This is a genomic window from Burkholderia sp. R-40, from assembly GCF_049942845.1.
Classification (GTDB): domain Bacteria; phylum Pseudomonadota; class Gammaproteobacteria; order Burkholderiales; family Burkholderiaceae; genus Burkholderia; species Burkholderia ambifaria.
The window spans coordinates 2,779,438-2,805,731 of sequence record NZ_CP187968.1; the positions used below are offsets into that span (position 1 = coordinate 2,779,438).

Annotated in this window: 11 protein-coding genes; 4 read left to right on the top strand and 7 right to left on the bottom strand. The window is 68.1% G+C overall.

Going from position 1 to position 26,294, the window contains the following annotated elements; genetic code table 11:
* Positions 1-186: 186 nt before the first annotated feature.
* Positions 187-2,268, bottom strand: a complete 2,082-nt coding sequence (locus tag ACP26O_RS28745) for a hypothetical protein (RefSeq protein ID WP_175663792.1) — start codon at positions 2,266-2,268, stop codon at positions 187-189.
* Between the two features lie 246 nt (positions 2,269-2,514).
* Here ACP26O_RS28745 and ACP26O_RS28750 point away from each other — a divergent pair, with 246 nt between their 5' ends.
* A complete protein-coding gene (locus tag ACP26O_RS28750) occupies positions 2,515-3,633 on the top strand; it encodes a helix-turn-helix transcriptional regulator (RefSeq protein WP_175663791.1) in 1,119 nt (372 codons plus the stop codon).
* A gap of 38 nt (positions 3,634-3,671) precedes the next feature.
* Here ACP26O_RS28750 and ACP26O_RS28755 read toward each other — a convergent pair whose 3' ends face one another.
* Complete coding sequence (locus ACP26O_RS28755; protein ID WP_175701207.1) at positions 3,672-16,040, bottom strand: LWXIA domain-containing protein; 12,369 nt, start codon at positions 16,038-16,040, stop codon at positions 3,672-3,674.
* 657 nt (positions 16,041-16,697) lie between these two features.
* Here ACP26O_RS28755 and ACP26O_RS28760 point away from each other — a divergent pair.
* On the top strand, positions 16,698-17,954 hold the full coding sequence (locus tag ACP26O_RS28760; RefSeq protein WP_175663789.1) for a porin: 1,257 nt from the start codon (positions 16,698-16,700) through the stop codon (positions 17,952-17,954).
* Between the two features lie 356 nt (positions 17,955-18,310).
* Here ACP26O_RS28760 and ACP26O_RS28765 read toward each other — a convergent pair whose 3' ends face one another.
* Positions 18,311-19,363, bottom strand: a complete 1,053-nt coding sequence (locus ACP26O_RS28765) for an RNA-guided endonuclease InsQ/TnpB family protein (protein ID WP_426356353.1) — start codon at positions 19,361-19,363, stop codon at positions 18,311-18,313.
* Between the two features lie 92 nt (positions 19,364-19,455).
* Between ACP26O_RS28765 and pal the strand changes: the two genes are divergently transcribed.
* A complete protein-coding gene (gene pal / locus ACP26O_RS28770) occupies positions 19,456-19,947 on the top strand; it encodes a peptidoglycan-associated lipoprotein Pal (RefSeq protein WP_175663830.1) in 492 nt (163 codons plus the stop codon).
* A gap of 176 nt (positions 19,948-20,123) precedes the next feature.
* Here pal and ACP26O_RS28775 read toward each other — a convergent pair whose 3' ends face one another.
* The gene (locus ACP26O_RS28775) at positions 20,124-20,774 is read right to left on the bottom strand and encodes a hypothetical protein (RefSeq protein WP_244098964.1); all 651 of its coding nucleotides are present in this window, start codon (positions 20,772-20,774) and stop codon (positions 20,124-20,126) included.
* A 45-nt stretch (positions 20,775-20,819) separates the two neighbouring features.
* Here ACP26O_RS28775 and ACP26O_RS28780 point away from each other — a divergent pair, with 45 nt between their 5' ends.
* On the top strand, positions 20,820-20,996 hold the full coding sequence (locus tag ACP26O_RS28780) for a hypothetical protein (RefSeq protein ID WP_165753128.1): 177 nt from the start codon (positions 20,820-20,822) through the stop codon (positions 20,994-20,996).
* Positions 20,997-21,088: 92 nt separating this feature from the next.
* Here the strand turns inward: ACP26O_RS28780 and ACP26O_RS28785 are convergent, their stop codons facing one another.
* The 3 genes from ACP26O_RS28785 to ACP26O_RS28795 are packed head-to-tail and all read right to left on the bottom strand — an operon-like array spanning position 21,089 to position 25,925.
* A complete protein-coding gene (locus tag ACP26O_RS28785; protein WP_175663787.1) occupies positions 21,089-22,351 on the bottom strand; it encodes a cytochrome c in 1,263 nt (420 codons plus the stop codon).
* Positions 22,348-23,052 (bottom strand): (2Fe-2S)-binding protein, encoded by a 705-nt coding sequence (locus tag ACP26O_RS28790; RefSeq protein WP_175663786.1) that lies wholly within the window; start codon positions 23,050-23,052, stop codon positions 22,348-22,350. The genes ACP26O_RS28785 and ACP26O_RS28790 overlap by 4 nt, the downstream gene beginning before the upstream one ends.
* Positions 23,049-25,925, bottom strand: coding sequence for a xanthine dehydrogenase family protein molybdopterin-binding subunit (locus tag ACP26O_RS28795; protein ID WP_175663785.1), 2,877 nt, complete (start codon positions 25,923-25,925; stop codon positions 23,049-23,051). Before ACP26O_RS28795 ends, ACP26O_RS28790 begins: the two co-directional genes overlap by 4 nt.
* Between the last annotated feature and the right edge of the window lie 369 nt (positions 25,926-26,294).

The following is a 26,294-nucleotide window of genomic DNA, read 5'->3' on the forward strand; positions in this document are numbered from 1 at the left end:
CAGAACCGAATTGATCGCGCATGCGTTACGCGACGTCCTGACCGTGCCGCCGCTTTCCGACGATATCGGTGCAGACGAAGTGGCGATTCACGCGCCCACGCCCACGCCCTAACAACAACGACCCGGCGGAACGGCAAACCGTTCCGCCGGACGACTACTCACCGGCCGTACCCGGCGCGATGCCCGTCACCGGTCGTATTCGAGCGATTCGGAGAAGAGCATGTCGCCCGTATCCGACCAGCTCAGGTTCACGAACGAGAAGTCGGTGCTCCCCGTCCAGCCGGCTACAGACGGAAACGCGGCGCCCTGATCAGCCGGCACGTCGAGCTTGATCGCGGCGCCCGGCTGCACCGGCAACGCGCGCGCTGAGCCGTTGACGAACATCGGCGACGGCTGCCCTGCCGCGGTTGCGCGAATCTGCACGTTGCCCCGCTTGACGAACGGCACCCCCGCTTTCGACGTCCAGCTCAACGGGAACGTCGTGCCGCCTGCAAAGGTGCCGGCGCTGCCCGGCGTCAGCGCGTCGCGGGTCGACTGCGCGACGTCGTGCCAGGCGTACTGACGCAACGCATCGGGCAACGGCGACGGCGTGCGCAGCCGGACCGTATAGTGCAACGGCGTCGCGGTGTTGCCGTTCTGGTAAATGTCGATCGTGTACGCGCTGAACGGCTTGATGTCGGCGAGCTCGGCGGCGCTCAATTGCGGCTTCGCCCATGCGGTATTGTTGCGCGGCGCATCGCCCGGCCACGAAAACAGGCCCTGGTTGGCTGGATCCTGTGCGACGCCCGCCAGACGGTAATTGTTGCGGCACTGGGGCGTCTTCGGCAGCGCGGCAAGCTGAGCCGGGGTCTGCCCGCTCGCAATCTGTGCGCGGATGTTCAGCGTATCGCAGGTGCCGCTCGACGGCTGCAGGAACACGCCATGGCGCAACCCGGGACCGTTGACGATCGCGAAGTCCACCGGGGTGCCCGCCGCATCGACGGTTCCTACCTGCAAGTTCAGCGAATCGATGAACGCGTTGGTGCCGGTCATCGGGTTGGCCGAATTCAGCCAGTCCCACTTCTGCGCGTTCGCGTTCACCTTGCTCAGCACCGCGCGCTGATTACCGACCACGCGCCAGCCCGTATCGCCGCTCGCGAGGCTGGCCGCCCGGACGGCGAGCTGCACATGCTGCTGCATACCGTCGCGAATACCGTCGGTGCGCGTCCACGCGAGCTTCACCCACATCGTATCGCCGGTGACGACGCGGATCACTTCCGGCAGGCTGAAGCTTGCGTTGTTCATCGCATCGTCGGCGACGATGCCGGGTGCGCCGCCGCCGGACGGTGCGCCGAACTCCTGGTCGACCGACATGCCGTTGTTCAGATAGGCCGTGGGCACGCCGGTGTTCAACGCGCCCGACGCGACATCATCGACGAAGATCAGCCCGCACGCCGGCACCTTGCCGTCCGCGCGCGCGGCGCCGGTCGAGCCGGCGAAGCACTGGTTGAGCGCGCTCTGCAATCCAGCCAGCGCGCTCGCGCTCGGCAGATTCGTCATCGTCACGCCATCGATCGTCGCGACGGCCGGCAGGCTCGCCTTGTCGCTGGCCTGCGGCGCGACGCCGGGCGCGAGCTCGAGCTGCACGGGCGTATCACTCGATGCACCCGCGACCGAACTGATCTGCACGCCGCCGTTCGGCAATACGTTGATCTTCACCTGGTCGAGCAGCCGGTCGAGCCCCGGTGCGCCGGCCGTCAACGGTCCGGAAATCAGGTCGACGCCGGTGTTGCCGGTCGCGGCCAGCAGGTCGGCCAGTACCGCGGAATAGGCCTGCACCGTGCCGGCGACGGCCTGAGCGGTGACCTTGCTTTGCAGCAGCCCGGTGTCGCCGAGCAACTTCGTCGGGTTGTCGCCGACGATCGTCGCGGCGATCGCGTTCGTGATCGGCGTGATGTTGATCGTCTGCGTGCCGCCGGTGGCGCTGAGCGCGATCAGGGTCGCTTGCGAATCGGCGACGTTGCCATAGGCGGACAACGCGAAGGGCGCGGTCAAGCCGGTCACGGCGCAGTGAAACGCACCGGTCGCGGCGTCGGCCGGGCAGTCCACCGATTTGCCGGTCGCGTCGAACAGTTTCACGGTCGCGCCCTGCATCGCCGCGCCAGCCGCCGCGACACCGCTGACCGTCTGCGCGGCGGGTTCGGGAGGCGACGAGGACGAACTGCCTCCGCCTCCGCAAGCTGACAGCACGAGCGCTGCAATACCGGACACGACAGGTTTGAGTTTCATTGCTTTTCCCCGAGAGTCTTCTGGTTGTCAGGTGCGATACGCACCGCGCATGCACGCTGGTCGACGGGGATTCTCGCAAAGGCGTTTTTTTTGATCATCATTCAAGTGAATGAAAATCGCGAAACAATGCGACCCTGAATGCAATTCAGCTGTGTTAGCCTGAAAAAAATTCGGTATTCGAATGGATATCGTCATACAAAAACGCCATATACGAAGACCAAAATCGCGATTCGCCGGGGGGCACGCATGTTACGGGACCAACTAATCGGGGACCTCTACGAGGCCGCGCTGCATCCAGATGGTTTTCTCGAGATATTCCATCAGGTATCCGAATCACTCGGCGCAAACGTTTTTCACATGTTCAGCTGGGATGCCGCGCGCAACGCGCCGAAGCTCTCGATCTATTCGCCGCGCGCGGAGCTGGACGGCCTCGTCGCCCTCTACGACCAGTACTATGGCGCGCTCGACCCGCGCCGCGGTTTTGTCGAAAATGCTCCGCTCGGCGAATTCGTGTGCTGCCAGGATCATCTGAGCGAGCGCGACGTCGAACGCAGTGAGTTCTTCCAGGACTATCAGATTCCGTCGGGCATTCGCTATCTGATGGGCGTGCGTCTCGCGCGTCCAGGCAGCGACGACATTCTGCTCGGCTTGCTACGCGCCAATGGCCGACCGCCCTATTCGTCCGACGAACGCGCGACGCTCTCGAGCATGGCCGGACATCTGCAACGCTCGATCAACCTGTGGCAGGACGCGCGCATACTGCACCGCGACGCCATGCTCGGTGCCGAACTGATGGAGGAACTGGGCTTGTCCGTGTTCGCGCTGGACCGGCATTCGCACGTGGTATTCGTCAACCGTGCGGCCGAAGCGATGCTGCGCGCGACCACCTGCCTGAAGCTCGAGCACGGATGCCTCAGCGCCGCGGGAGCGCCGCAGAACGATGCGCTGAAGGCGGCGCTGGCCCGCGTCGCGAAGACGCGCAAGAGCGAGAGCCTGGCGCTGTCCAGCACCCTGAGCGATGCGCATGAAATCTTTCTCGGCATCGCGCCATTGTCGGGGCAGGCGCTACAGTCGACCTTCGGCGACGCGACGATGCTGATCACGGTCAGGCAACGCAGCGCGGCGCCGCTCGTCGTCGCGCAACAGTTGCGACAGGCGTTCGGCTTGTCGAGCGCCGAAGCGGCCGTTGCGGAAGCATTGCTCTGCGGCAAGACGCCAGACGAATGCGCGGCGAGTACCGGCGTTGCGCTCACGACCATTCGCACGCAGTTGCGCGCGATCTACGAAAAGACCCATTCGCGCAACCAGGCCGAGGCCGTGGGACGCATGCTCTGGGTGCTCCCGCAGCGCAAGCGCGAAGGCTGACCCGCCGATGCCGCGGGTCGGCCTTCGCCGCGCCGGGCTCACCCGACAATGACCTGCTGCCCCGGCGCGATCTCGCCCGGATTGCCCGCCAGGTTCCGATTGAGCTGCAGGATCTCGTTGAGCGCGACGTTGATCCGCTGACCGTCGGACATCCGTTGCTGTTCGTCGGCCGGCACGTGGGCCGCGGCAAGCAGCGATCCTTCGTGACGTTCGGCGATCGTCCACAACGAATCGCCGGCCACCACGTTCACCGTCAGCGGTGTCGGCGTCGGGCTCGGCGAATTCGCCGGGGCCTGCGTCGGTTGTGACGGCGCACTCGACGGCTGCGCGCCGGCCGTTGAAGTCGCCGATGCCGATGGCGATGCAGATGCCGACGGTGCCGCGGACGCACTCGGCTGCGCCGGCGCGCTCGTCGCGCCCGGCGACGGCGCGAACGATGCACCCGGCGCCGGTGTCCCCGCATTCGAACCCGACGGTTGCGGCGACGAACCCGGCGGCTTGTGCTTGTCGTCCGGCGCGGTCGCCGACGTGTACAGGTTGATCCCCTGCATGATCCCGAAGATCGCCACCGGCGCCAGCGCGATGCCGGTCGGCAGGCGCTCCATCCACGGCGTCGCATTCGGGAAATGCGAATGCAGCCGCCCGGCGCCGAGCAGCGCGCCGGACGTCGCGATCAGCGAGCCGGTCATCGGATCCCCGGTCAGCGCGGTATGGGCCCCGGTCGCGATACTGACCGCCGACGTCAGGTAGTCGCCGGTCGCGCTCGCGATCCGCGCGAGTTGACTGCGGTTCTCGGCGTTCACGCCGCGCACGCTGCCCTTGTAGACGATGCCGGTGTAGACGGCGCTGAACGCGCCGCCGATCGCCTGTCCGCCGGCGAGCAGGTCGCCGTGCCAGATCGCCCGGCTCGCATTCATCATGATCGAGCCGCCGTAGCCGCCGAGCGCCAGCACGCGACCGATCCGGCCAATCGAATGCCGCGGGCTGCCGTGGTGCAGCAGCTTCAGCGACGTCCCGCCGACCACGCCCTGCATCTGCGCGAGCATGTCGGCGGCGATCGCCTTCGTATGCGCGACGGTGTCGTCGAACGACAGCATCCCGTCGTTGTTCAGCGCGCGAAGCTGCGCGGCCATCGCCTTGCCTTCGTGCGCGATCTGCTCGAGCTGCGTGCCGCGCGCGGTCACGTCGAAACCGTTCGCCTTCAGTTGCGCCTGCAGCCCGCGTACCAGCCGGTCGACGACGCGGTCGAACACGCGCGGATCGCCGTTCTTCAGGCTGGCCACCGCGCCGTGATGCAGCGCCTGGAACACACGACCGACCCGCAGGCCCGCGTACAGCGAATTCGTCGCGGTGCGCACCGACTCCCGCCCGGCCCAGACGAGCACGCCCGCGCCGGCGCCGCCGGTCAACGTGGCCGCGGTGATGTCGCCGGCGATCCGCCGTGCCGAAGGCGGCGGCGTGTTCTCGCCGATCGGTTCGTCGTGCACCCGCAGCGCATGCAGTTCCGCCTGCGCGCGTTTGTCGTCGGGAATGTCGATCTTCCCGAGCTGGGCCGCTTCGCGGCGGCTCGCACCGATCGGCTTGGTGCCGTCGTTGATCAGCACCGGATCGCGCACGACCGCGTCCCAATGTTCGCGCGGGTCGGCGGCGGACGGCCGCTTGCCGGTCGTCACGCGGTCGGGCACGTTGCCGCCGTACGCGTCCAGCCAGCGCGCGCCGAACGTGCGGGCGCCCTTGTCCGTCCTGGTGCGCGGCGCGTTGCCGTCGGCCTCCCACAGCTGCGTCGCATGCTCGATCGTCGCCTTGCGCGCCTGGTTCAGCCACACGGTCGTGTTGCCTTCATAGATCTTCTGGCGCAGCGCGGCCACTTCGGCGGGCGTCATCCCGTCCGCGATGCCGATCCGCTCGACTTCCGCGAACAGCAGCTGATGCTGGTTCGCGAGCGTCTGCCGGTCGACGCGCTCGAACACGCGCGTCAGCGCGTCGGCGCCATGCAGGCGATTGATGATGTCGGGCCGGTTGCGGTTTTCGACGATCAGCTTCGCGAGCGCGCCGGTGAGATCCTGGTTGCCGACGAAGTCGGCGCCGTGCGTGCCGTACGACAGCCCCATGTGCACCCATTCGAGCCCCTTGCGCTCGAGCACCGCGCGCAGCAGCTTCTCATGCCCGCCGCCCGGCACCGATTCCGGCACCGCGTCCCAGCCGTGGAACGTGACCATCACGTTCGGCGCCGTCGTATCGGGATGCGCGTTCGACCAGCTTTCGAGCGCGCTCATGACCCGCACGTAGTCGTGATACGTGTCGTTGGTGCCCGACTGGAACCGGTAGTCGGCGCCGGACACGAGCGCGCGCGACGGCGCGGTCTCGAGCCGGATCGCGAAGCCGGTGCGCGCGGCCTCGTCGAGCCAGCGATGCAGATGCGCGAGATCGTCGAGCGCGAGCGCCGTGCCGTCCGAGTCGCGCGCGGGATGGATCATCCCGTTCGCGCCGTCGAACACCGCGTTCTTCTGGTCGCCGAGCGCACGCACCGCGCGCAGGAAGTCGGGATCGTGCGCCTTGCCGAGCACCGCGGCGAGCGAATGCGGATCGACCACGAGCGTGGCGACCGGCATCACGCCGCCGTACCGCTCGACGAGCGCGCCCATCAGCGCCGGATCGTCGCTCAGCGAGAACGAGCGCGCCATCGGCACCATGCGGTCCTGCAACGCCTCGTCCGAGCGCGTGAAGATCTGCCGGATCCGCTTGTCGGCGACGGTCGCCGCGCCCAGGTTGCGCGTGTGCGCGCGCAGCTTGCCCGGCACCGGCAGGAAGCGCGACGCCGACGTCGACACGTCGCGCGCGACATACAGCTTATTGAGCAGCGTGCGCCACATGCCCACGTCGACCATCACGGCCTGCGGCTCGCCCTTCAGCACGAGGTTCACGTCGCCCGGCCGCTGCGCTTGCGTGTTGTACGCCTCGATCTGCTCGTGCGTCGCGAAATACTGCTCGGGCTTCGCCGCGCCGTTGCGCAGGCCGAACTGGACGACGGTGGCCGACGACAGGCCCGGCTGATACGGTTCGATTGACAGCGGCGCGGGCGCGGCGCCGTTGCGCCGCAAGCGCCGCAGGTCGCCGAGCACCTCGTTGTAGCCGTGCCGCGTGCGGGCCGCGAGCGCGCGGAACGGCGCCGAGTTCAGGCTGCGCGCTTCCGCATCCTTCCATTGATCGTGCAGCGCCTGCGCGCGCGCCTCGAGCGCGGCGACGCGGGTCGGCCGCGCGCTGTTCAGGAAGTCGCGCGGCGACAGTTGCGTGAGCAGGAAATGCACGTCCGTTCCGAAGCGATCGTTGCCGATCGGCATTTCGTCGAGCGGCACGCCCCGATGGTGCAGGTTGTTGACCTGCGGGACCTTGTCGAACCAGCGCATCTCGCCGTTGCGCTCTGCGATCACGCCGAGCGGGTCGCCGAGCGCCTCGGCCACCGCGCCGTCGGTCCTGAACACGTAGATCACGTGGCGGCCGCCGTCGAGCGCGCCGTTGCGGATCGCGCTCAGCAGGTGCGACACGCTGTTGCCGCTGAAGTCGACCGCGTTGAGCGCGGACTTGTCGGACGGCAGCAGGTGCGGATCGACCGGCGGCAGCGGCGCGGCGTTCGCTGCGTTCGCGTCGTCACCCTCTTCCGCGCGCGAGAGCGGCCGGCGCACCGGCACGATCGACTGGAACAGGTCGCCGGCCGAGCGGAACGGCTTCTTCTCGACGGCGGGTGCCTCCTTCGCCGGCCGGAAACCGCCGATGCGCTCGACGGTCGCGGGCGTCACGTCGCTGACGACGAAGCGGATGCCGCGGCGCGGCGACCGGCCGACCGGAATGCCGCCCCGGCGGCGACGGCGGAACACCGTGCGCAGATCCTGCTCGGGAATCTCGGTATCGCCGACCGACGCCTTCTCGAAGTACTTCCACTCGTGGTTCGTGTTGCGTTCCGCATGGCCGAGCACCTTGCCCGTCTCGTCGTCGACCACGTGAATCCAGCGTTGCTCGCCGGACACCGCGCGCACGGCCTGGCGCGGCCGCTTGAAGACGGGCGCGTCGTGCAGCTTCGACACGTCGGCGGCGAGCGTCTGCTCGACGGGGTGGCCCGACGTCGTCACCGGCCACGACGTCTTGCCGTCCGGCGTCTCGATCTTCGACGGGCCGCCGAACCGCACGAGTTCGTCGTGCGCGACCGGCGATACGTAGAAATCGTACTTGCCGCGTGCGCGTCGGCCGCCGCTGCCGGCGTTCTCCAGCGCCTTGTTCAGCGCGGCTGGCACGCGCTTGCCGTCCAGCATCCGCACCGGGCCGAGTGCGCCGTTCGCATCGGTCTCGAGCACCGCGACGAATGTCGGTGCCGGGTGTTCGTCGCTCCCGGCGGGCGGCTCGGCATGCGACGTGATCAGCACATGCGCGTTGGGGCCGAGCTGACGAGCGAGCCCGTCCAGCGTCGGCGCATGCCGGCCATCGACGCGCGTGAGCGTGCGGCGGCCGAGCGTGTCGAGCCATGACGCGGCACGCGCCTGCTGCGTGTCGGCCACGGCGCTCGTTTCCGGTGTGGCTGGCACGGCCGACCGCCCAGGCACGGCGGCAGGCGTCGAACCGGACGGGTCGCCCGCGGCGCTCGCGAGACGGCTGCCCGGCCCTGCCGGCCCGATCATCGGCCAGGTCGGGCTGCCGTCGACCGCGCCGACCGCACGTGTTCCGTCCGGATGCACGGCCGTATAGCCTTCCGGCAAACCGGAACGATCGACGCCGGCAAGTTGGTACGACACGTCGCCGGTCGCTGGATCGCGGGTTCGCACGACATACATGTCGACGCCGGCTGGCTTGTACAGTTCGCCGCCGTCGGGCGTGGTGATGCGCAGCGCGCTCGCCGGATCGTGGCCGAGCGCCGACAGCAGCACGACGTCGGTCGGTGCGGCTGCGTCGACGGCAGCCAGGTTCGCGGTGGCGCTGGCCGCGACGCGCTCCTGCGGCGTCAGCTCGCCCTGTGCGAACGCGGTGCCGTCCGGCAACGCGTCGGTCGGCACGTATGCGTGATTGCGCGGCCCGGTTTGCGCGGCATCGAGTGCGTGCCCGAGTTCGTCGTGCGCGACCGTCCGCGCGCCTTCCGGCAACGCGAGCGGCGCATCGGCATCCGCGCGGCCCCGCGCGTGCGTGGCGGCCGCCGCCGGTGCGTCGGGCACCTTCCCGCTGAACCGGAACCAGCCCGCCTCGGGATCGAGCGCGCCGAAGTCGGTACCGCTGCCGAGTTCGATACTGCCGTCGCGCGTCACGAATTCGACGCGCAGGTCGGTCAGCCCGGCCGCGTCGAACGCCTGCATCACGTCGTCGATCACGCGGGTCGGTTCGGGGCCGTCGAGGAAATAGCTCGGCCAGTGCTGGCTCACGGTGCCGCCGGGTTGCGTGACGCGGGCGGCGTCGCCGATCACGCCCGGCCGGTCGGCCAGCGCGGTGCGGAACGGATGGTCGAGCGTGACCGATTCGAACGTGTCGTCCGGAATCGCGGTGAAGTCGTAGTCGGGATCGGCGAACGTCGGATCGGCGACGCGCGGCACCGTGGGACGCGGCGGAGGATCGGCGATCGGGCGCGACGCGGTGCGGGTGGTCGTCGGCGCCGGTTCCGCGTGCGGCCCTGCGGGAAGCGCCGCGCGGCCCGCGCGTGCCGGGTCGCCGCGGAAGCTTTGCATCGGCAGACGATCCCTGTCCACCTGCCCCGTCAGTCGCGTTCCGCGCACGGTGGTCGAACCATTGGGTTCCACGAGCAGGATGTCCGGCGGCGCCCAGACGGATATCGGCCGCCCGGTGATCTCGGACAGACGCTGGGCCAGCGCCGCCGCGAACGTCGTGCTCGCGGCCCGCACCTGGCCCGGCGCGACGCGCAGCGGATCGTGCTTGTTCGATCCGCCGAAGCACGAATACAGCGTGACGTCCTGCCCCGGCTCGAGATGCGGCGCGACGCGCTCGGCCACCTCGTCCGGCGTGAGCGGCCGGCCTTCCGGGCCGAGCATCGCGTCGGCCGACATCCCGTGTCCGAACACCACGTGATGACCGGGCGGCGACATCAGCCCGCGCGCGCCGATCGGATGCAGCGGATCGTCGGGCGGCATCAGCAGCGTGTCGGCCGGGCGCAGGAATTCGGGATGCTGCGTCGCGTCGACGCCTGTCACGTCGTCGAACCCGGGCTGCAGCACCGACTTGCCGTGGACCGTCGTCGTGACCACGCCACCGTTGGCGATCTTGCGGTCCGTATAGACGCGGCTGGTCGGTGGATAGATTTTCTCCGTTTTCCCGGACAGCCCATCGTCGGCCTCGGCTTCGGCGATCTGCTCGGTGCGCGCGGCCCATTCGTCCGCGGTGAAGATCTGCCCCGGCTCGACCTCCACGAGCGGGGTCGGCTCGTACACGGGCGGTTCTCCCGCGTCCGGCTCAGGCGCGAGCCGCGGATGCACGGGTTCGCCGGGCGTCACGCCCCGCCGGCCGGCATCGCCCGGCGCAGCACCGGCGCCGCGCCGCCCGCTGTCCGCGTCCGGATCGATCTGCGTGTCGATCGGATGCACCGGCTCGACCGGCGCATCGTCATGCGCGAGCGTGCGCAACGGCGGTCCGCCGCGCTGCGCGAACACCATCGGCGGGTCGCTGGCATCGGGCGCCTCGGGCACATGCAGATAGAGCCGCGTCGCGACGTCGGGATCGTGCGCCGGCACGCCGATATCGTCGTCGAGCGGATAGAGTTCCAGCGCACCGGTGCCGCGCACCGAGTTGGACGAGATCGACGCGATCACCGGCGCCTGCAGTTCATACGCGAGCTCCTGCGCAAACGAATAACCGCCGGAAGCGAGATAGCAGCCGGTCAGCAGCACGCCGTTGCCTTCCGTATAGGCCGGATCCTCCAGCATCCTGCGCGCGAACTCCTTCGGCGCGATCGTCTTGCCATTCATGATGGCGATCGAGCTGTCCCAGCTGACGTCGCTCGGCTTCGTGCCGTGCGATTCGACGATATCGAAACCCGACACCTTCAGGAACTGCCGCGCGCTCGCGTGGCCGAGCAGGTTCACGACACTCGAACCCGGCACGGGCCGCAGTTCCAGCGGATTGACGCGAACCGGCTGCGCGCGGCCCGGCGAGAACTTGCCGTTCACGTCCGGTTCGATCTGGAAGCGCGCGAGCCGGCGGTTCGGATTGGGCAGCGCACGCCACCATCCGGCCGTATCGTCGTCGCCCAGCCGGCCGAATACCGGCGCCTGGATCAGGTCCGCGAATTCCTGCAGCAACTCGGGATTGGCGCCGCTGCGCGGCCCATCCAGCGCGATCGGCGTGCCCGGCGTATAGCCCTTCCACGCCAGATCCTCCAGCGCGTGCGTCATCTCGAGCGCGCTGGCGGAACGGCCGCTGCGCGGATTGATGATCGACCCGCGTTTCGTCAACATGCGCCACACATACACGCCGAGCGGCACCCGCACGTCGCCCGCCGACGCGCTGCCACCCCACTGATTCGACACCGGGCGCGGCGCGACGCCGCTCCAGTTGACCGGATGCGCGCCCTGGTCGATGACCGCCAGCGCCGGCGAGAACCGGTAGGTGCGCGGTCCGCTGCTGACCGAATGGTCCGGCACGCCGTCCCGATCGGGCGCACCGGGCTCGATCAGGATGCCGCTCGTATAACCGGAATCGGGACTGCCGTCGGTGCGATAGCGCGGCGAACGCCATGCGACGAAGCCGCTTGCGCCGTACACGTCGACGCCCAGCACGTTCGCGAGCAATTGCGCGAGCGGACTCACGCGCGAGCCGGCGCCGCACGCATAGAGGATCACCGGCGATTTGCCGTCCCAGCCGCTCTGGCGCACCATCTCGGCCATGTCTTCCGCGCTCATCGCCTTGCCGGTCGCGCTCGCGAATGCATCGGCCCAAGCATGCGCGTACACGGCGAAGTAACCGGGCGGCACCGGCATCAACGGCCGCTCGCCCGGCGGCAGCCGGTTCTCCGGCTGGCCCGCGTTGTTCGAATAGATCGCAAGGTCGGCCTCGCGGCGCGGATAGGCGGCCCACTGCGTTTCGCTCATGCCGAACGGCGCGTTGATCACGTCGACGCGCCGGCCGTCCTCGCTGCGAATCAGCGGCTTCTGCGGATCGAAGCCGCGCGGGTACACCACGCGCAGCGTGCGGTCGTACGCATCGTTCATCGACAGCATGAACGCATCGCCGGCGTCGGTCAGCCCGACATGGCCGACGACCGCTTCGGGCGGCACCGTGCCGTCCGCGGCGAGCGCGCGTTGATCGACCAGCGCGATCCGGTAGCGGCCACCCGCGACGCCGTCGGCGCCGACCATCAGCGCGTCGTGGTACGTCGTGTAGCGCGTCACGCCGATGGTGCCGTCCTCGTCCGGCGCGGCGGCCGCGCGCGCCGGCGCATCGTCGGCCGCTTTCGCGCGCCGTTCGTCCGCCTTCGCCGCGTTCATGTCGTCGAGCAGGTTGCCCTTTTTGGTTGCGGGCAGCCCGTCCTCCTCGGGGTTGCGCACGTTGCCTTCGGCGTCCTCCAGCGCATACACGTAGTACTCGACGTCCTCGAGCCGATTGCCGCTCTGGAGGATCCGCCCGACCACTTCGCTCAGCATCGCGCGATCGGCCGCGATGCGCGCGGGAATCTCCCACGACGCGGGGTGCGCGCCGTTGGCCGGCACGCCGGCCTTGGCCGTCGGCGACGCGCCCTCGCCCGCCAGTGCGTCGGCGACGGCCGGCGTCGCCGCGCCGTCGATCGGTTCACCGTCGGGCGCGAGCCGCAACGCGACCGCGTCGTCGTCCGGCGTGCCCTGCGTGCGGCGCGCGCGCAGCCAGTCGGAGAAGCGCGCGCGCAACCCCTTGTCGGCCGGCGCGACCGTGCCGCCGTCGTCGGCCGGTTCGCCGAAAGTGTGCGCCTGGTCCTCCGCGTGCTGCCACGGGTTGCCGACCTCACCGACCGCGAGACGCTGGTTCGCGAGCCCGTTGGCGAACATCGCGTTCGCGACGTCGAACGCGACCGGCCGCGGCATCGTCGGCGGCGCGGGCGTTTTCGTGATCGCGCGGATCGGCCGCTCCATCAGCGTGTGCGAGCCGAGCCCCATCTGCGCGACGCCGATGCCGAGGTTCAGCAGTTGCTGCGCGCGGTCGGATTCGGACAATGCGTCCCAGTTCTTCACCAGCGACGCACCCTGGTCGAGCATCTGGTAGCCGCCGACCACGCCGCCCGACACGTTGAGCACGCCGGACGTGCGGCCCGTCGTCTGCGCGAGCGACTGGAACGCGTCGGCTTCCTGCGCGAAGCGGCCGAGACCGGCCACGTCGGCCGTCACGCCCTCGCCGCGCGATGCCAGCGTGATCATGTCCGACACCTGCCCCGTCGTACGCAGCAGCGACGAGGCCTCCGCGAGCGACTTCGCCGCGATGCCGAGCCCGCCGCCCGCGATGCCCGCGCCGCTGCCGATCAGGCTGATCCAGTCGCCGCGCGCCTGGGCGTTGCCGAAGCCGGTCGACTGGCCGTGATCGCTCAGGTTCTTCAGGTCGGCGATCGCGGCCGGCACGCCGACGGCCATGCCCGCGCCGACCGCCGTCCACGCGGCGCCGAGCAGCAGGCCGCCGACCGGCGCGCCGATGCCGCTCGCGACCAGCACGGCGCCACCGGCCGCCGCGAGAATGCCGGTGCCCATCTCGACGTAGTGTTCGAGATGCTGATACCACTCCGTCTTGTGCGCGTCGATCGATTCGTACTGCGAGTAACCGCCGGTCGCCCCATCGGTCGTCAGGCTCTTCGGCACGTAGAGCTTGCCGTCGTCCGACAGCGCGTTGTTGTGCTGGTAGTCGTCGACGGTGTCGTACTTCCAGCCGCGATCGTCGATCAGCTTGTACTGATCCGGATGGCCCTCGACCTGCACCTTGAACAGTGCGCTCGGCGCGGTGCCCGTTCCCTTCGACACGTAGTAGATCGGCACCAGCGACACCACGGCATGATCGCCGCCGACCTTGCGGATCTGGTCGACGACGGCCTGGATCATCTGCGTCGTCGCCGAGTTCTGCGCGTACAGCGAGCGGCTGTTGACGGCCGTACCGTTCGGGAGCTGGCCGTTGCTCACGATCAGCTGCTCGAGCTGCGCCATCGACGGCACGTCGTTCCGGTCGGTCGGCACGGCGCCGGGGTCGTCCGGCTGAAGCCCGAGCCCCGCGCCGACGAAGTTCGTCATCTGGTCGGAGCCGGTCGTGAACGTGTAGGGGTTGTCGCCGAAGTTCTTCTGGAAGTCGTCGAAATACGCCTTCAGCTGCTTGTCAGGATCGGCCTGGAACAGCTTGTAGCTGGCGTTGGCGGTTTCCTTCTGCTGCTTGCTCTGGGCATTCTTGATGCCCTGGTCGTAACGCAGCTGGAAGTCGTTCGCGAAACCCGAGCGGAACCGGTCGTCGTTCTGCATCTTCGACAGCAGCGACTTCGACAACGCCGGATCGACACCCGACGACAGCGCCTGGCGCACGCCGTCGAACCCGTAGCCGGTGTCGCTGCCGCGCAGCGTGTAGATCAGCGTCTTCGCGTTGCCCTTGTCGTCGAGCAGCCAGTTCGCGACGTCGTCCTCGCGCTGCACGGGCACGCCGCTCTCGGTCGGCTGCTGGTCGGCGAGCCCGACCGCCGTGCTGAGCCCCTTGTAGAACTCGATGCCGTCGCCGTAGGGCTGCGGCGTGCCCGTGTTCGACTGCGTCCACTTGTTGCCGAAATCCTTCTTGACCGTGTCGAGCACGACGCCCGCGAATTCGGGCGGCGCATTGGCAAGGATGTCCTGCATCCACTTGCCGGCCTTGTCGGCATTCATCCTGCCGTCGGCACGCGCCTGCATGCTGGCCTGATCCGTCGCCTGCGAATCGGGCTTCTGCATCAGCGGATCGATCTGCGAATGGATGAAGCTCGCGTTGAAATGCGGCTGGCCGGCCTGCGTCCACAGCGTCTGGCGCTCGTCCAGCGAGAACGACGCATTCATGTTGGTCTTCAGCACCTGAAGCGCCGCGCCGGGATTGCTGTCCGGGCCCTGCATCAGTTGCGTAACCTGCTGCTTCGTGTACTGGAGCCGCACCTCGGGCGCCGCCGCGAGCAACGTCTGGACCTGCTGATAACCGGGATTGTTCTTCTGCGCCTGAGCCTGCGCCATCGCATACGCGAACACGCCGCCCGCCTGGTCGATCTTCGCGTTCAGCGCCTTCGCCTCCGCATCGCTCAGCCCGTCCGTGTTGACCTTGATACCCGTCATCTTCACGAACGCTTCCGCGAGCGGATTCTGCTGCGCGAGCGCCTTCTCCTGCGTCGACAGCTTGGGGTCGTTCGGATCGACGCTCACACCGGTGTCCTGCAGCAACGCGAACGTGACCGGATCGGACTGCGCGAGCTGCTTCATCTGCGGCGACAGCGACGGATCGTCGGGATTGATCGTCGCGATCGTGCGCTTGAGCTGGCTCTGCTCGCCCAGCGCGTCGACGAGGCCGGTGTACCACATGCCGTCGTGATTCTGCTTCACCGACGCGACGACCTGCTTCTGTTCGTCGGCCGTCACATAGGTCAGCGCGGTGTCGTCGCCGCCCGTCACGACCTTGTCGTACTGGTTCTGCGCCTGCGACAGCTCGCGCGTGATGTCGGCCTCGTCGGCGCGGCGCAGCCCGCCCGGCTCCTTCTGCCACGCCGCGTAATCGGCCTTCGCGTTGTCCAGTCGCAGTGTCGCGGCCGACGTGCTGTATTCGTGGCGCAACGAGGTGGTGAGCGCGGTGTACGCGTTGTTCGCATTCGTGTCGGCGGTGCTGGCGGTCTGGCGCAGTTGCGCGCCGATGTCGGGATCCGCGCGGCGGACGCCGCCCGGCAACGCGTTGTACCGCTGGACGTCGGCGTTCGCGTCCTGTTCCTTCTGCCACGCCATCGCGAACTGGAACGCCTTCACGTTGGTCGCCCGCTCGGGCGCCGATTCGGCCGACACCGCCTTCTGCGCGTCGTCGAGCACCGAGCCGAGCACGGGATCCTTCGGCGACGCATTGCGCAGATCCGAGGCCACGCCGGCGATCGCCTTGTCCTTGTCGCCGCCGCCCTCGGCCGCGACGCGCATCTGGTTCTCGACGGCCGCCTGCACCGCACCCCATGCGGTTTCGGCCTTCTTCACCTGCTTGTCGAGATCGGACTGGGACGCGCCCTGGTCGTGCAGGCGCTTGAGCGCCGCCATCTCGGCCTGGGCGAGCTGGAGCAGGCGCTGCGTCTCGGCCTGCGCGGCCGCGAGGGCCTGCTGTTCCGCCGTCTGGGCCGGCGGGGCGCCGCCGGTCCCGTTCTTCGGCGCCGGATCGTCGTCATTCTGCGGCTGCGGCACGCTGACCGGCCCGCCCCCGCCCACTGCCATCAACACCATGTCCGTTCTCCCGCGGCATGCGTGACGGGCCGGCACAGCGGCAGGCGAGCCACGCGCAATGGTCCATTGTGCCGAACGCTCGCGGGTGAAAAAGTCGTGCATTACGTAGTCGCCGGGCCGGTTGCGGCGGCGCGGGGAGACGCTTGCTACGAACGCACCGGCGCTTGGCCGCCGCTTGGTCGATGATTGCTGCCGGCGGAAAAATTTGCCGGTTGTGTCGGTGTGCGTCATAAATACATACTGCGTTCCACCGGCAAACCCATGATCCGCGCGATGCCGCGACGCCATCGTTTGCCTGCGCAACCAGCTTGCGTCGCTGCCGCGCGTGGCCGTCCGGTTACGGCCTGCGCTCTCCGCGGACGCGTTCGAAGCGCGGGCGATCGCGGTTCGTGCCGCGTATCGGTGCGGCGGCGCCGACGCCGCGCTGCCGCTTGCTCGTCGCTAACACGCACACGCATTCGTGCCTGTGACCCGTGCGCTGGCCGCAACCCGGCCGCGCCGCGACGTCGCGATTCCATTCGATCTCGCAGAGGACCTTTCCTGTGCAGCGCCTTAATCGACGGTCGCACGATCTCCAATAATGGCCGCTCGATCCGTCGGCCAGGCGCCGGCGCGACCCACCGGCGATCGGGCCGGAGACCAACGATAAAAACTCCTATGTATTCCTACCAAATCGGCCAGCGTGCCAGCGCGCGCGCCGCCGCGTCGCGTGGCGTCCGCCGCGGCCACCGCACCGTCACACTCCCCGCGACCGCGATTGCCGCCTGCATCGCCGGCTTGATTCCGTGCATCGCGCACGCGCAGAGCAGCGTCATGCTGTACGGCCTGATCGACACGTCGATCACCTATGCCACCAATCAGCGTACGCAAGGCGCCGGTTCGCCGGGCAGCGGCAGTGTCGCGCTGACGAGCGGCGCATTGAACGCATCGCGCTGGGGGCTGCGCGGCCGCGAGGATCTCGGTGGCGGGACGGCGGCGGTCTTCGCGCTCGAAAACGGCTTCTCGGGCACGAACGGCAAGCTGTCGCAGAAAGGCGTCGACATGTTCGGCCGTCAGGCATGGGTCGGCGTGAGCTCGCGCACGGCCGGCACGCTCACGTTCGGCCGCCAGTACGACCCGATCCTCGATTTCGTGACGCCGCTCGGCGCGTCGGGCCCCGGCTGGGGCGGCAATCTCGCGGTGCATCCGTACGACAACGACGACTCGAACCGCAACCTGCGCATCAATCACGCGGTGAAGTACACGAGCGCGACGTATCGCGGGCTGACGTTCGGCGCGCTGTACGGGTTCTCGAACACGGCCGGCGCGTTCTCGAACAACGCCGTCTGGAGCGCGGGGCTCGGCTATGCGAACGGGCCGCTGAAGCTCGGCGCCGGTTACCTGAAGATCAGCCGCGACCGCAACGCGCCGAACCCGGACGGCGCGATGAGCACGGTCGACGGCTCCGCGACGATCACGGGCGGCAACCAGCAGATCTGGGCCATGGCCGGCCGCTATGCGTTCGGCCTGCATTCGGTCGGCGCCGCGTGGTCGCACTCGGCCACCGACGGCGTGAGCGGCGTGCTCCAGGGCGGCGGCATCACGCCGCTGAAGGGCGAATCGCTGGTCTTCGACAATTTCACGGTGGACGGCCGCTTCTTCGTCACGCCGGCGTTCACCCTGTCCGCCGCGTACACGTACACGATGGGCCGATTCGACACACGCACCGGCCAGACGCGCCCGAAATGGAACCACGTGGTCACGCAGGCTGGCTATGCGTTCTCGCCCCGCACGGATGCGTATCTCGAAGCCGTCTATCAAAGCGTGAGCGGCGGAAACGGCAATCCCGCGTTCAACGCGACGGTCTGGACGATGACGCCGTCCGCCAACAGCAACCAGCTAGTCGTCGCGCTCGGGTTGCGGCACAAATTCTGACGATCGGGCCAAGCTCGATGCGCGCGCACCGAAATCGCGCATCGCGCTAGCGGATCCTGTTGCGCCCGCGCAAGCAAGAATGCGTCCCCGCGTCGTTGTTGCGTGAAATAGACGGAGAAACTGGTCACGCTGTGACATTTTTCCTAATCTAGTTGCAGCGGCGCCGTGAATTCGGCGTTCCGGCCGAGACAATCTTTCATTTGACACCTCGCCGGCTTACGAAAGCGCGTCGTATTGCGCACGGGAGCCAGCACTTTTCGTGCCGTCCCGGTCGGATTCGTGACGTTGCCGCTTGGCACGCACGACGCTTTCCCCGCAGTCAACCGCAGGAGACGCCCATTGACGTCCTCACCCGCCTAAAGGCAGGTGATTCCCACACCTGGCGATGCACGTCCGCATCGGAGAATGTTCACAGCAGCGTTGGTATCTCGATCATGCACGACACCACAGTCACTGCAGGCCCACTCTCTCATTCGCAGTCCCGCGATACCTTTCGGCCGCGTCGTGCTGTCTTTCGATCCGCACGACGAACAGGACTGGGTAGAACCGCTTTCGTCGACTTCCTCGAACGTGGCCCCGTGCGCCATCGCTTTGTAACGGAGCTTGTTTCGGAAGGACGACCAGGACGCGTCGTAGACGCTTTTCGCCATCCTGGTTCTGGCAAGTTTGACGGCCGACACGTTACCGACCGCGATGTAATCGAAGCGCCGCACCAGATCGAGCGCGAGCTTATGCTGGAAATCGGCACGGGCATTCGCGACCTTGGCGTGCAACTTCGCGATATGCCGCTTGTGCTTTCGCGCCCGTTGCGCTTTCGCCAGTTTCTCCGCCGCGCGTCGACCGAATCGGTCATTGGGCAGCTTCTCGCCGGTCGAAAGTGTGGCGAAGTCTTTCAGGCCGAGATCGATGCCGACACCGGAACGGATCGGGCGGACTTGAACATCGGGCATCTCGATCACGATGTTGAGAAACCAGTTGCCACGCGCATCCTGCGCAAAGTTGGTCCCGTCCTTGATCTTGCCTTCGGGAAGCGGCCTGCTGTTGAACACGCGAAACGTGTTGCCAGCGAAACGGAACGCGTCACCCTCGCGCTTCAGGTCACGCCCCTTCAGCGGCACCCAGCCCAGCGATTTCCTGCCGCGATAGCGCAGGTAGGGCCGACGGTGCTGACTGCGCGACTTCGCGTACTGCTCACACGTCGCGTTGATCGTGCCGGAGTGAATGCCGAGCGCCTTGCTGCTGCCCGTCGTCAGCACGTTCAGATCGAATCCCGTCGGCCACTTCTTGCTCCACTTGAGCGCGTGCTTCTGCGTGTCGTTGCAGAAGTTCCAGACGTAGTTCACCGCACGGCTCTGCTTGTTAAGCAGTCCGTTGAGCGACTTCACCCGGTAGCGGTAGACAAGAATCATGCCGGTGATCCTAACCCGTGGAAGAAGCTGCCTGTCAACAGCACGCCTTTCCTTCCCGCCATCAATGGCGGGGTTTCTCGGAGCAAATTCTGATGAACAAAACGAACCGGTTTGCGGTCCTGGCAGCTTTCGCCCTGCTGGCAGGTTGTCACCACGCGACGAAAACGCCCGAGAATGCCGGCATGGCGCCGACACCCTCGAGCGAAGCGGTCGCCACGGTGACGACCGACGATCTGAACAATCCGAATAGCCCGCTCGCCAAGCGCAGCGTCTATTTCGATTTCGACCAGTACTCGGTGAAGCCGGAATTCCAGTCGTTGCTGCAGTCGCACGCCGACTACCTGCGCAACCACCCGTCACGCCGCGTGCTGATCCAGGGCAACACCGACGAGCGCGGCACGTCCGAATACAACCTCGCGCTCGGCCAGCGGCGGTCGCAAGCGGTGATGAGCGCGCTCGAAACGCTGGGCGTGCAGACGACGCAACTCGAAGCGGTCAGCCTCGGCAAGGAAAAGCCGGTCGCGCTCGGCCACGATGAAGATTCGTGGGCGCAGAACCGCCGCGCCGATCTCGTCTATCGTTGACCGGATGCCGCCGCGACGGCGGCCTCCCGGCCACGCGTCACCCCTGGCCTTTCATGCGGCGAGTCGCCGGGGCGCACCGCGCGCCCCGGCTGCGCGTTGCCGTATGACGTCGGTTCATGCGCGCCATCGTTCCGGCCGACATAAGTCGATCGCACGGCGCCCGCTTGCGCACCGCTTCAACTCAAATGCGCGCGTTCGAGCCGTCGATGCAGCCAGTGCGACATCACGGCCGACGTCAAAATCGAATCGAGTATCGCGATCCCGTTGATCCCGCCGATTTCGCCGTCGTTCAGCAGATAGGACTGCAGCAGCACGTAACCGACCATCAGACCGGTGCCGACGATCGTGCCCAGCAGCACGAACCAGCGCCGCCGGATGCGCGTGCCGATCGCGCCCATGATGCCGCCCGCGAGCGTCGCCGGCAGGAAATAGCCCAGGAAGAACGACGCGCCCAGGATCAACAGCACCATGCCCGCGCAGAGTGCGAGCGTCTCCCAGTGCGGGCCGTTGATCACGGACCACGCAACCAGCATCACGCTTGGCCACACGAGCGCCGCGACCAGCGGCGCGCCGAAGGTAAATGCCAGACAGCCGAACACGACCGGATTGGACGGGCTCGATGATTTGTGCGGCGGATGCTCGCGAGTGGCGCTCATGGTTATTGTCGTGGGAATCGGAATGGCGGCGAGCCGGAGTGTACCAAGCCGCCGTGCCGGGCAGCCGATCCGGCACCGGCAGGCGACGCACGCCGATCCGCGCCGATCCGCAAAAAGCATGGAATAAACCGCGCGCCGGAAACGTTTCGTCTTCGCGCGGCGCCGGTTCATGCGAACCGCGCGGCCGCGCGGCCTGCGCGGTGCAAGGAGAGTGAAATGAAATCGGCAAGACTGGCCGCGGCACTGCTCGCGGCGCTGATGCTGGTGCTGTCGGCGGGATGTACGTCGTCGGGCGGCGGCGTATCGCAAGGAGCCGGCATGAGCCGGTATGGCGGCGCGGGCGGCAGCGGAGGCGGCGGAGGTGGTGGTGGCGGCGGAGGGGGCGGCTACTGAAGCGCCGCCGGACAGATGCGGGCGGAGCGTCGTGCGCGAGTGCAACCGGAAACCGGCCGCCTCGCGCGCGGCGCCCCGCTGCGCCGCACGACTTACTGACGCATGGCCTTCACGTCGGCCGGCGTGACGTTCGCGGGCTGGCCGCCCCACGTCGCACGCAGGTAGTTGGCGAGCTGCGCGAGTTCGTCGTCGCTCAGCGTATGCGCGAAACCCGGCATCGGCTGCAGGTTTTCGAAGCCGGCGAACTTCTGCTCGTCGATGCCGTCGAGCATCGCGACCAGCAGGTTGCGCGAGTCACCCTGACGCAGCGTCGAATTGCCGTTCATCGGCACCGCCACGTGCGGCTTGCCTTCACCGCTCAAGCCGTGACAACCCGCGCACACCGCGAGATACACCGAGCGGCCGGCCGCGAGCTGCGCGGCGTCGGCCGACACCGGCTTCACCGGCTGCGGCGCCGGCGGCGTATCGCCGAGCAGGTACACGGACAGCGCGCGCAGGTCGTCCTTCGTCATGGTCTGCGTGCTCAGATGCACGACCGGATACATTTCCCCGAACGCCGAGCCTTGCGGCGCGATGCCGACACTGAAGAACGTCTGAAGGTCGGCGCCCGTCCAGCCGCGCGCCGCGAGGCCGGCCGGCGTGATGTCCGGCGCGGCCACCCGGCCGAGCGCGGCGCCCGCGAACGGTTTCGCGTCGTCGAGCTGACCGGTGAACGCGCGCGGCGTGTGGCATTCCGCGCAATGGCCGAGCGCGCCCGCCAGATAGCGGCCACGCTGCCAGTCGGCGGACCGGCCGCTCGACGCGTCGGGCAGGCTGTCCTTCAGGAACACCATGTCCCAGAACACCATGCCGAAGCGCAGGTTGTACGGGAACTTGAGTGCATGCGCGCGGTTTTCCTGCGCGACCGGCCTCACCGTCTTCAGGTACGCGTACATCGCGTCGCTGTCGGCGCGCGTGAGCTGCCGGTACGACGTGTACGGCATCGACGGATACAGCCGCTTGCCCGGCGCCTTGCCGTCGTGCAGCGCGGCGTAGAAGTCGTCCGCGCTCCAGCTGCCGATCCCGTGATCCTTGTCGGGCGTGATGTTCGAGCCGTAGAACGTGCCGAACGGCGATTCGAGCGGTGCGCCGCCGGCGAACGGCGCGCCGTCCTTCGCGGTGTGGCACGCCGCGCAGTCCGCGGCCTTGACGAGATAGCGGCCGCGCGCAACTTGGTCGGCGCCGGGCGCACCGGAGGCCGCGCTCGAGACCGGCGCGTCATGGCCGCCGCAGGCGGCGAGCAGCAGCGCGCAGACGGCCGCGAGTGCGGGCAAGCCTGCGGCCCGCACGGCACGATGAGCGAATGTGCGTTTCATGCGGCGTCCTTCACAAGTCCCGGCGTCGTCAGGATCACGTCCTTCACGGCTTCGTAGTAGCGCACGTAACCCGTGCAGCGGCAGAGATGCGCGTTCAGCGCGTCGGTAATCGTGCGCTCGACGTCGGCCTTCGCGATCGGCTCGCGCTTCAGGCGCTCGATCAGCACCGTCGCCGCATTGACGAAGCCCGGCGTGCAGTAGCCGCACTGGAAGCTGAAGTGCTCGAGGAACTTCTGCTGGATCGGCGACAGCTCGACCACCTCGCCCGCGTCGTTGCGCTTCGCATGGCCCTCGATCGTGCGGATCGAACGGCCGTGGAAGAAATGCGCGCCGGTGATGCAGGTGCGCATCTCCTCGCTCCTGCCGTCCGGCTGGTCGACGATCACGACGCACGCGTGGCAGACGCCCTGCCCGCAGCCGAGCCGCGAACCGGTGAGGCCTGCGTACTCGTGCAGGAACTCGATCATCATCAGCCCTTCCGGCACCTGCATCGGGCCGACGGACTTGCCGTTGATGTTCACTGACAGCGGTTTCTGCTGGAACCGGACGAGCGGACGCTCGACGGCGGCCGGCGCAGCAGCGGGCGCAGCCGATGCGGATGCCGGGGCGGCCGAGGCCGCGTTCGGCGCGGATGCAGCGGTCGCAGCGGTCGCAACCGCGCTGGCGCTCGCGGCCGAAGCCGCGGTTTGGGCGGTCGTCATGCGAGCACCTCCTGAATCTTTTGCGGGGTCACCGGCAAATCGGTGAAACGATGGCCGATCGCGTGCGCGATGCCGTTCACGATCGCGCCGACGACGGGGATCATCACCACTTCGGCGACGCCCTTCGGCGGATCGGTCTCGGACAGCGGCGGCAGGATGTCGCCCGTCTGCGACCACACGGCGACGTCGGTCGCGCGCGGCAGCTGATAACGGTTGAAATTCCACGTGCCGTTGCCGGGGCCGTCCTCGTAAAGCGGCAGCGCCTCGTGCAGCGCATGGCCGATGCCCATCGCGAGGCCGCCCTGCAACTGGCCCGACACGAGCTGCGGCGAGATCTGGCTGCCGCACTCCATGATCGAGTGATGCGTGAGCAGCTCGACCTTGCCGGTCGCTTCGTGCACGGCCAGCTCGACGAGCGTGCCGACCGCCGTGTAGTACGTGACGGCCGCGTTGTTGCGGCTCGTCGGCGGAATGAACACGCGCTTGCGGTCCAGCACGCGGTAGCCGTTCGCGGTCGGCGCCAGCGTGCCGCGCATCGTGGTCGCGCCGGCCGGCGCGGTGGTGCCGGGCAGCGGGCCGGCGTCGCCCGTTTTCGGCGCGCCGACACGCAACGACAATCCATCGACCGGCAGACGATCGACCATGCCGCCCACTTCGAACTCGGCGTCGGTCCACTGCCAGCGGTTGAACACGTGCACGACGGCGCCGGTCGGCAGGCCGAGCGCATGCGCCTGCTTCGCGAGCTGCTCGAACGTCAGCGGCTCGAGGCCGTCGGCGGTCAGCTTGCCGTCGACCCAGCGCGCGTCCTCGATGCGGATCGTGTAAGGCGCGGCCTGGCCGCCGCCGAGGCCGCGCGTCCAGATCGACATCGCGGCCGGCCACAGCCCGTAGCGGAATACCGCGCGCGCGGCTTCGCGCGTGCTGTGCGTGAAGTAGTACGCGGAGTTCGTCGCACTCGACGGCGACGCATAGCTCGGCGACCAGCGTGGATTCGCGCTCAAGCGATCCTGGTCGGCCTGCGACATCAGATACGGATCGCCGCTCGTCTCGACCGGCAGGTCCGGCCATTCGGTCAGCGCGACGCGCACGTCGGTCGCCGGGCGGCCGAGCCACTTCGCGACCGCGACGGCCTGCGACGTCGACATCCCCGTGCCGATCTCGGCGGCCGTGTGATGCAGCGACACCTTGCCGTTCTCGTCGAATTCGACCTTCGCGAACGATGCCTCGGCGCCTGTGCCGAAATCCTTCTGCACGCACGCGAAGCCGACGCCGTAGCGCTTGCCGGGGTTCGCGGCCTCGAATTCGGCCTTGCGCGCTGCACGACGCGTCCACAGCGGATGCTGCTTCGCGCGTTCCAGCACCTCCTCGACGCGCAGCGCGCCGGCGGGAATCGCGCCCTGCGTGTTCTTCATCCCCGAGCGCAATGCGTTGCGCAGACGGAAATCGATCGGGTCGAGGTTCAGTTGCGCGGCGATTTCGTCGACGGCCATCTCGGTCGCGGCCATGCTCTGCAGCGTGCCGTAGCCGCGAGCCGAGCCGGCGTCGATTGCGCGCGACGCGATCGCGACCGCCGCGAGGTCGCTCTTCGGGAAGTAGTAGATCGATTGCGCGGCCGTCGCGCCGACCATCGCGACCGACGGCGAGAAGTTCGAGCGTCCGCCGCCGTTCGCCTCGAAGTCGCCCTTGAACGACTGCAGGAGGCCCGTGTTGCGATCGACCGCGATCCGGTAATGCATCTTGAACGCGTGACGCTTCAGCGACGTCTGGAACTGCTCGTAGCGGTCGTTCGCGAACCGCACCGGACGGCCGTCCGCGTACAGCGCGCAGACGAGGCCGTAGAACGGCACGTTGCAGTGATCCTTCGAGCCGTAGCCGACCGTGTAGCACGGATGCACGAACAGCTTCTTCACCGGGAAGCGGCATTTCGCGACCATCGCGGCCGCGTTCTCCGCCACTTCGAGCGGCGACTGGGTCGGCACGACGAGGTGCATCGACTGCGTCGCGGCGTCGTACCAGCAGTTCGCGTTGTCGGGTTCGAGCGCGGCGGTATCGACCGACTGCGTGTTGTACTCGCGCTCGAACACGAGCCAGTCGGCCGACGGATGATCGAGTTCGGCGGCGATCTGGCCGGCCAGGAACATCCCCTGCTCGTCGAGCTTGCCGTGTTCCTTGCCGTCCGGCCAGACCGGCAGATGCTTGCGCATCATGCTCGGGAAGATCGGCGCGTCCTTCAGGCTCGAGTAGACATCGTCGTCGTAGGCCGTCTTGCCGCCCACCCGCACGTAGCGGAACGTGCCCCACGGATCGCGCTCGAGCGGGCTCGTGACCGCGCCGTAGCGGATCACGTCGTCGCGGAACTTGAGCGCGTTCTTCGCGAAGCGAAAGCGCGCGAAGTCATGGTAGATGAGGATCGCGACCGCATGGCCGAGATACGCGGGCGTCTTGCCGGCGGGCAACAGCATGTCGTCGCCGTAGAACGTCGGGAACGCGACGCCGTCGCGCGCGAGATCGTCGGCGGTGACGACGCGGTCCGGCTTCAGTTCGTCGCCGAGCAGCGACAGGTCGAAGCCTTCGTAGAGACGGTCGGCCTGCGTGACGCGCAGGATCAGCGCGTGCGACTGCTGCTGCGGCCAGTGCGGCATGTCGGCCGCGCGCACGTCGCGGGCGAACACTTTCGAGCCCGTGACCTTCGCGATGCCGTCGATGCGGAATTGGGGGATGCCGGTGACGCTATCCCATTTGACCGGGGTGAGGAGTTTTTCTTCGAAGAGCGCCGCGAACGCGCGGCTGCCGATGGGCGCGACGTAGACCGCGACGCCCGCCAGCACGCTGGCTTTCAGAAAACCCCGCCGTGACAGGCCGTGGTTGTGCATGTGGGGGAACCTCCTGATGCGGCTCGTACGGCGATCGGGTGTCGCGGCGTTCGGAGCGGCGCGCATTCTGGCATTGTTTTCGATATATCGCCTATAGTATTTCTCGCATGAATTACTTATTGAATTTCTTATAACGAGATTCGGGCGGGCTGCGGCGCGCGGTCGCGGCGGTCGCCGGACATCGTCCCGTCGGCAACGATCCTGCCCGCGCGCCGCCGAATTCGCAACGCGCCCGCAAGCGTGGTTTACGACTACCCGCCGACACCCGCCGCACGGCACGCGCGGCCGGTGTTTCATGGTAATGTCGTGCGCATCCGGCTCGCCGGTCATCCCGGCGATGAGTCGCATCGTGTCGAGGTCAAAAGAGCC

What these genes read in the sequence shown, in the direction of transcription:
- ACP26O_RS28745 (WP_175663792.1), bottom strand. Translation starts at nt 2,268, where the DNA reads ATGAAACTCAAACCTGTCGTGTCCGGTATTGCAGCGCTCGTGCTGTCA.
- ACP26O_RS28765 (WP_426356353.1), bottom strand. Translation starts at nt 19,363, where the DNA reads ATGATTCTTGTCTACCGCTACCGGGTGAAGTCGCTCAACGGACTGCTT.
- ACP26O_RS28755 (WP_175701207.1), bottom strand. Translation starts at nt 16,040, where the DNA reads ATGGTGTTGATGGCAGTGGGCGGGGGCGGGCCGGTCAGCGTGCCGCAG.
- ACP26O_RS28750 (WP_175663791.1), top strand. Translation starts at nt 2,515, where the DNA reads ATGTTACGGGACCAACTAATCGGGGACCTCTACGAGGCCGCGCTGCAT.
- ACP26O_RS28760 (WP_175663789.1), top strand. Translation starts at nt 16,698, where the DNA reads ATGTATTCCTACCAAATCGGCCAGCGTGCCAGCGCGCGCGCCGCCGCG.
- ACP26O_RS28780 (WP_165753128.1), top strand. Translation starts at nt 20,820, where the DNA reads ATGAAATCGGCAAGACTGGCCGCGGCACTGCTCGCGGCGCTGATGCTG.
- ACP26O_RS28795 (WP_175663785.1), bottom strand. Translation starts at nt 25,925, where the DNA reads ATGCACAACCACGGCCTGTCACGGCGGGGTTTTCTGAAAGCCAGCGTG.
- ACP26O_RS28785 (WP_175663787.1), bottom strand. Translation starts at nt 22,351, where the DNA reads ATGAAACGCACATTCGCTCATCGTGCCGTGCGGGCCGCAGGCTTGCCC.
- pal (WP_175663830.1), top strand. Translation starts at nt 19,456, where the DNA reads ATGAACAAAACGAACCGGTTTGCGGTCCTGGCAGCTTTCGCCCTGCTG.
- ACP26O_RS28775 (WP_244098964.1), bottom strand. Translation starts at nt 20,774, where the DNA reads ATGAACCGGCGCCGCGCGAAGACGAAACGTTTCCGGCGCGCGGTTTAT.
- ACP26O_RS28790 (WP_175663786.1), bottom strand. Translation starts at nt 23,052, where the DNA reads ATGACGACCGCCCAAACCGCGGCTTCGGCCGCGAGCGCCAGCGCGGTT.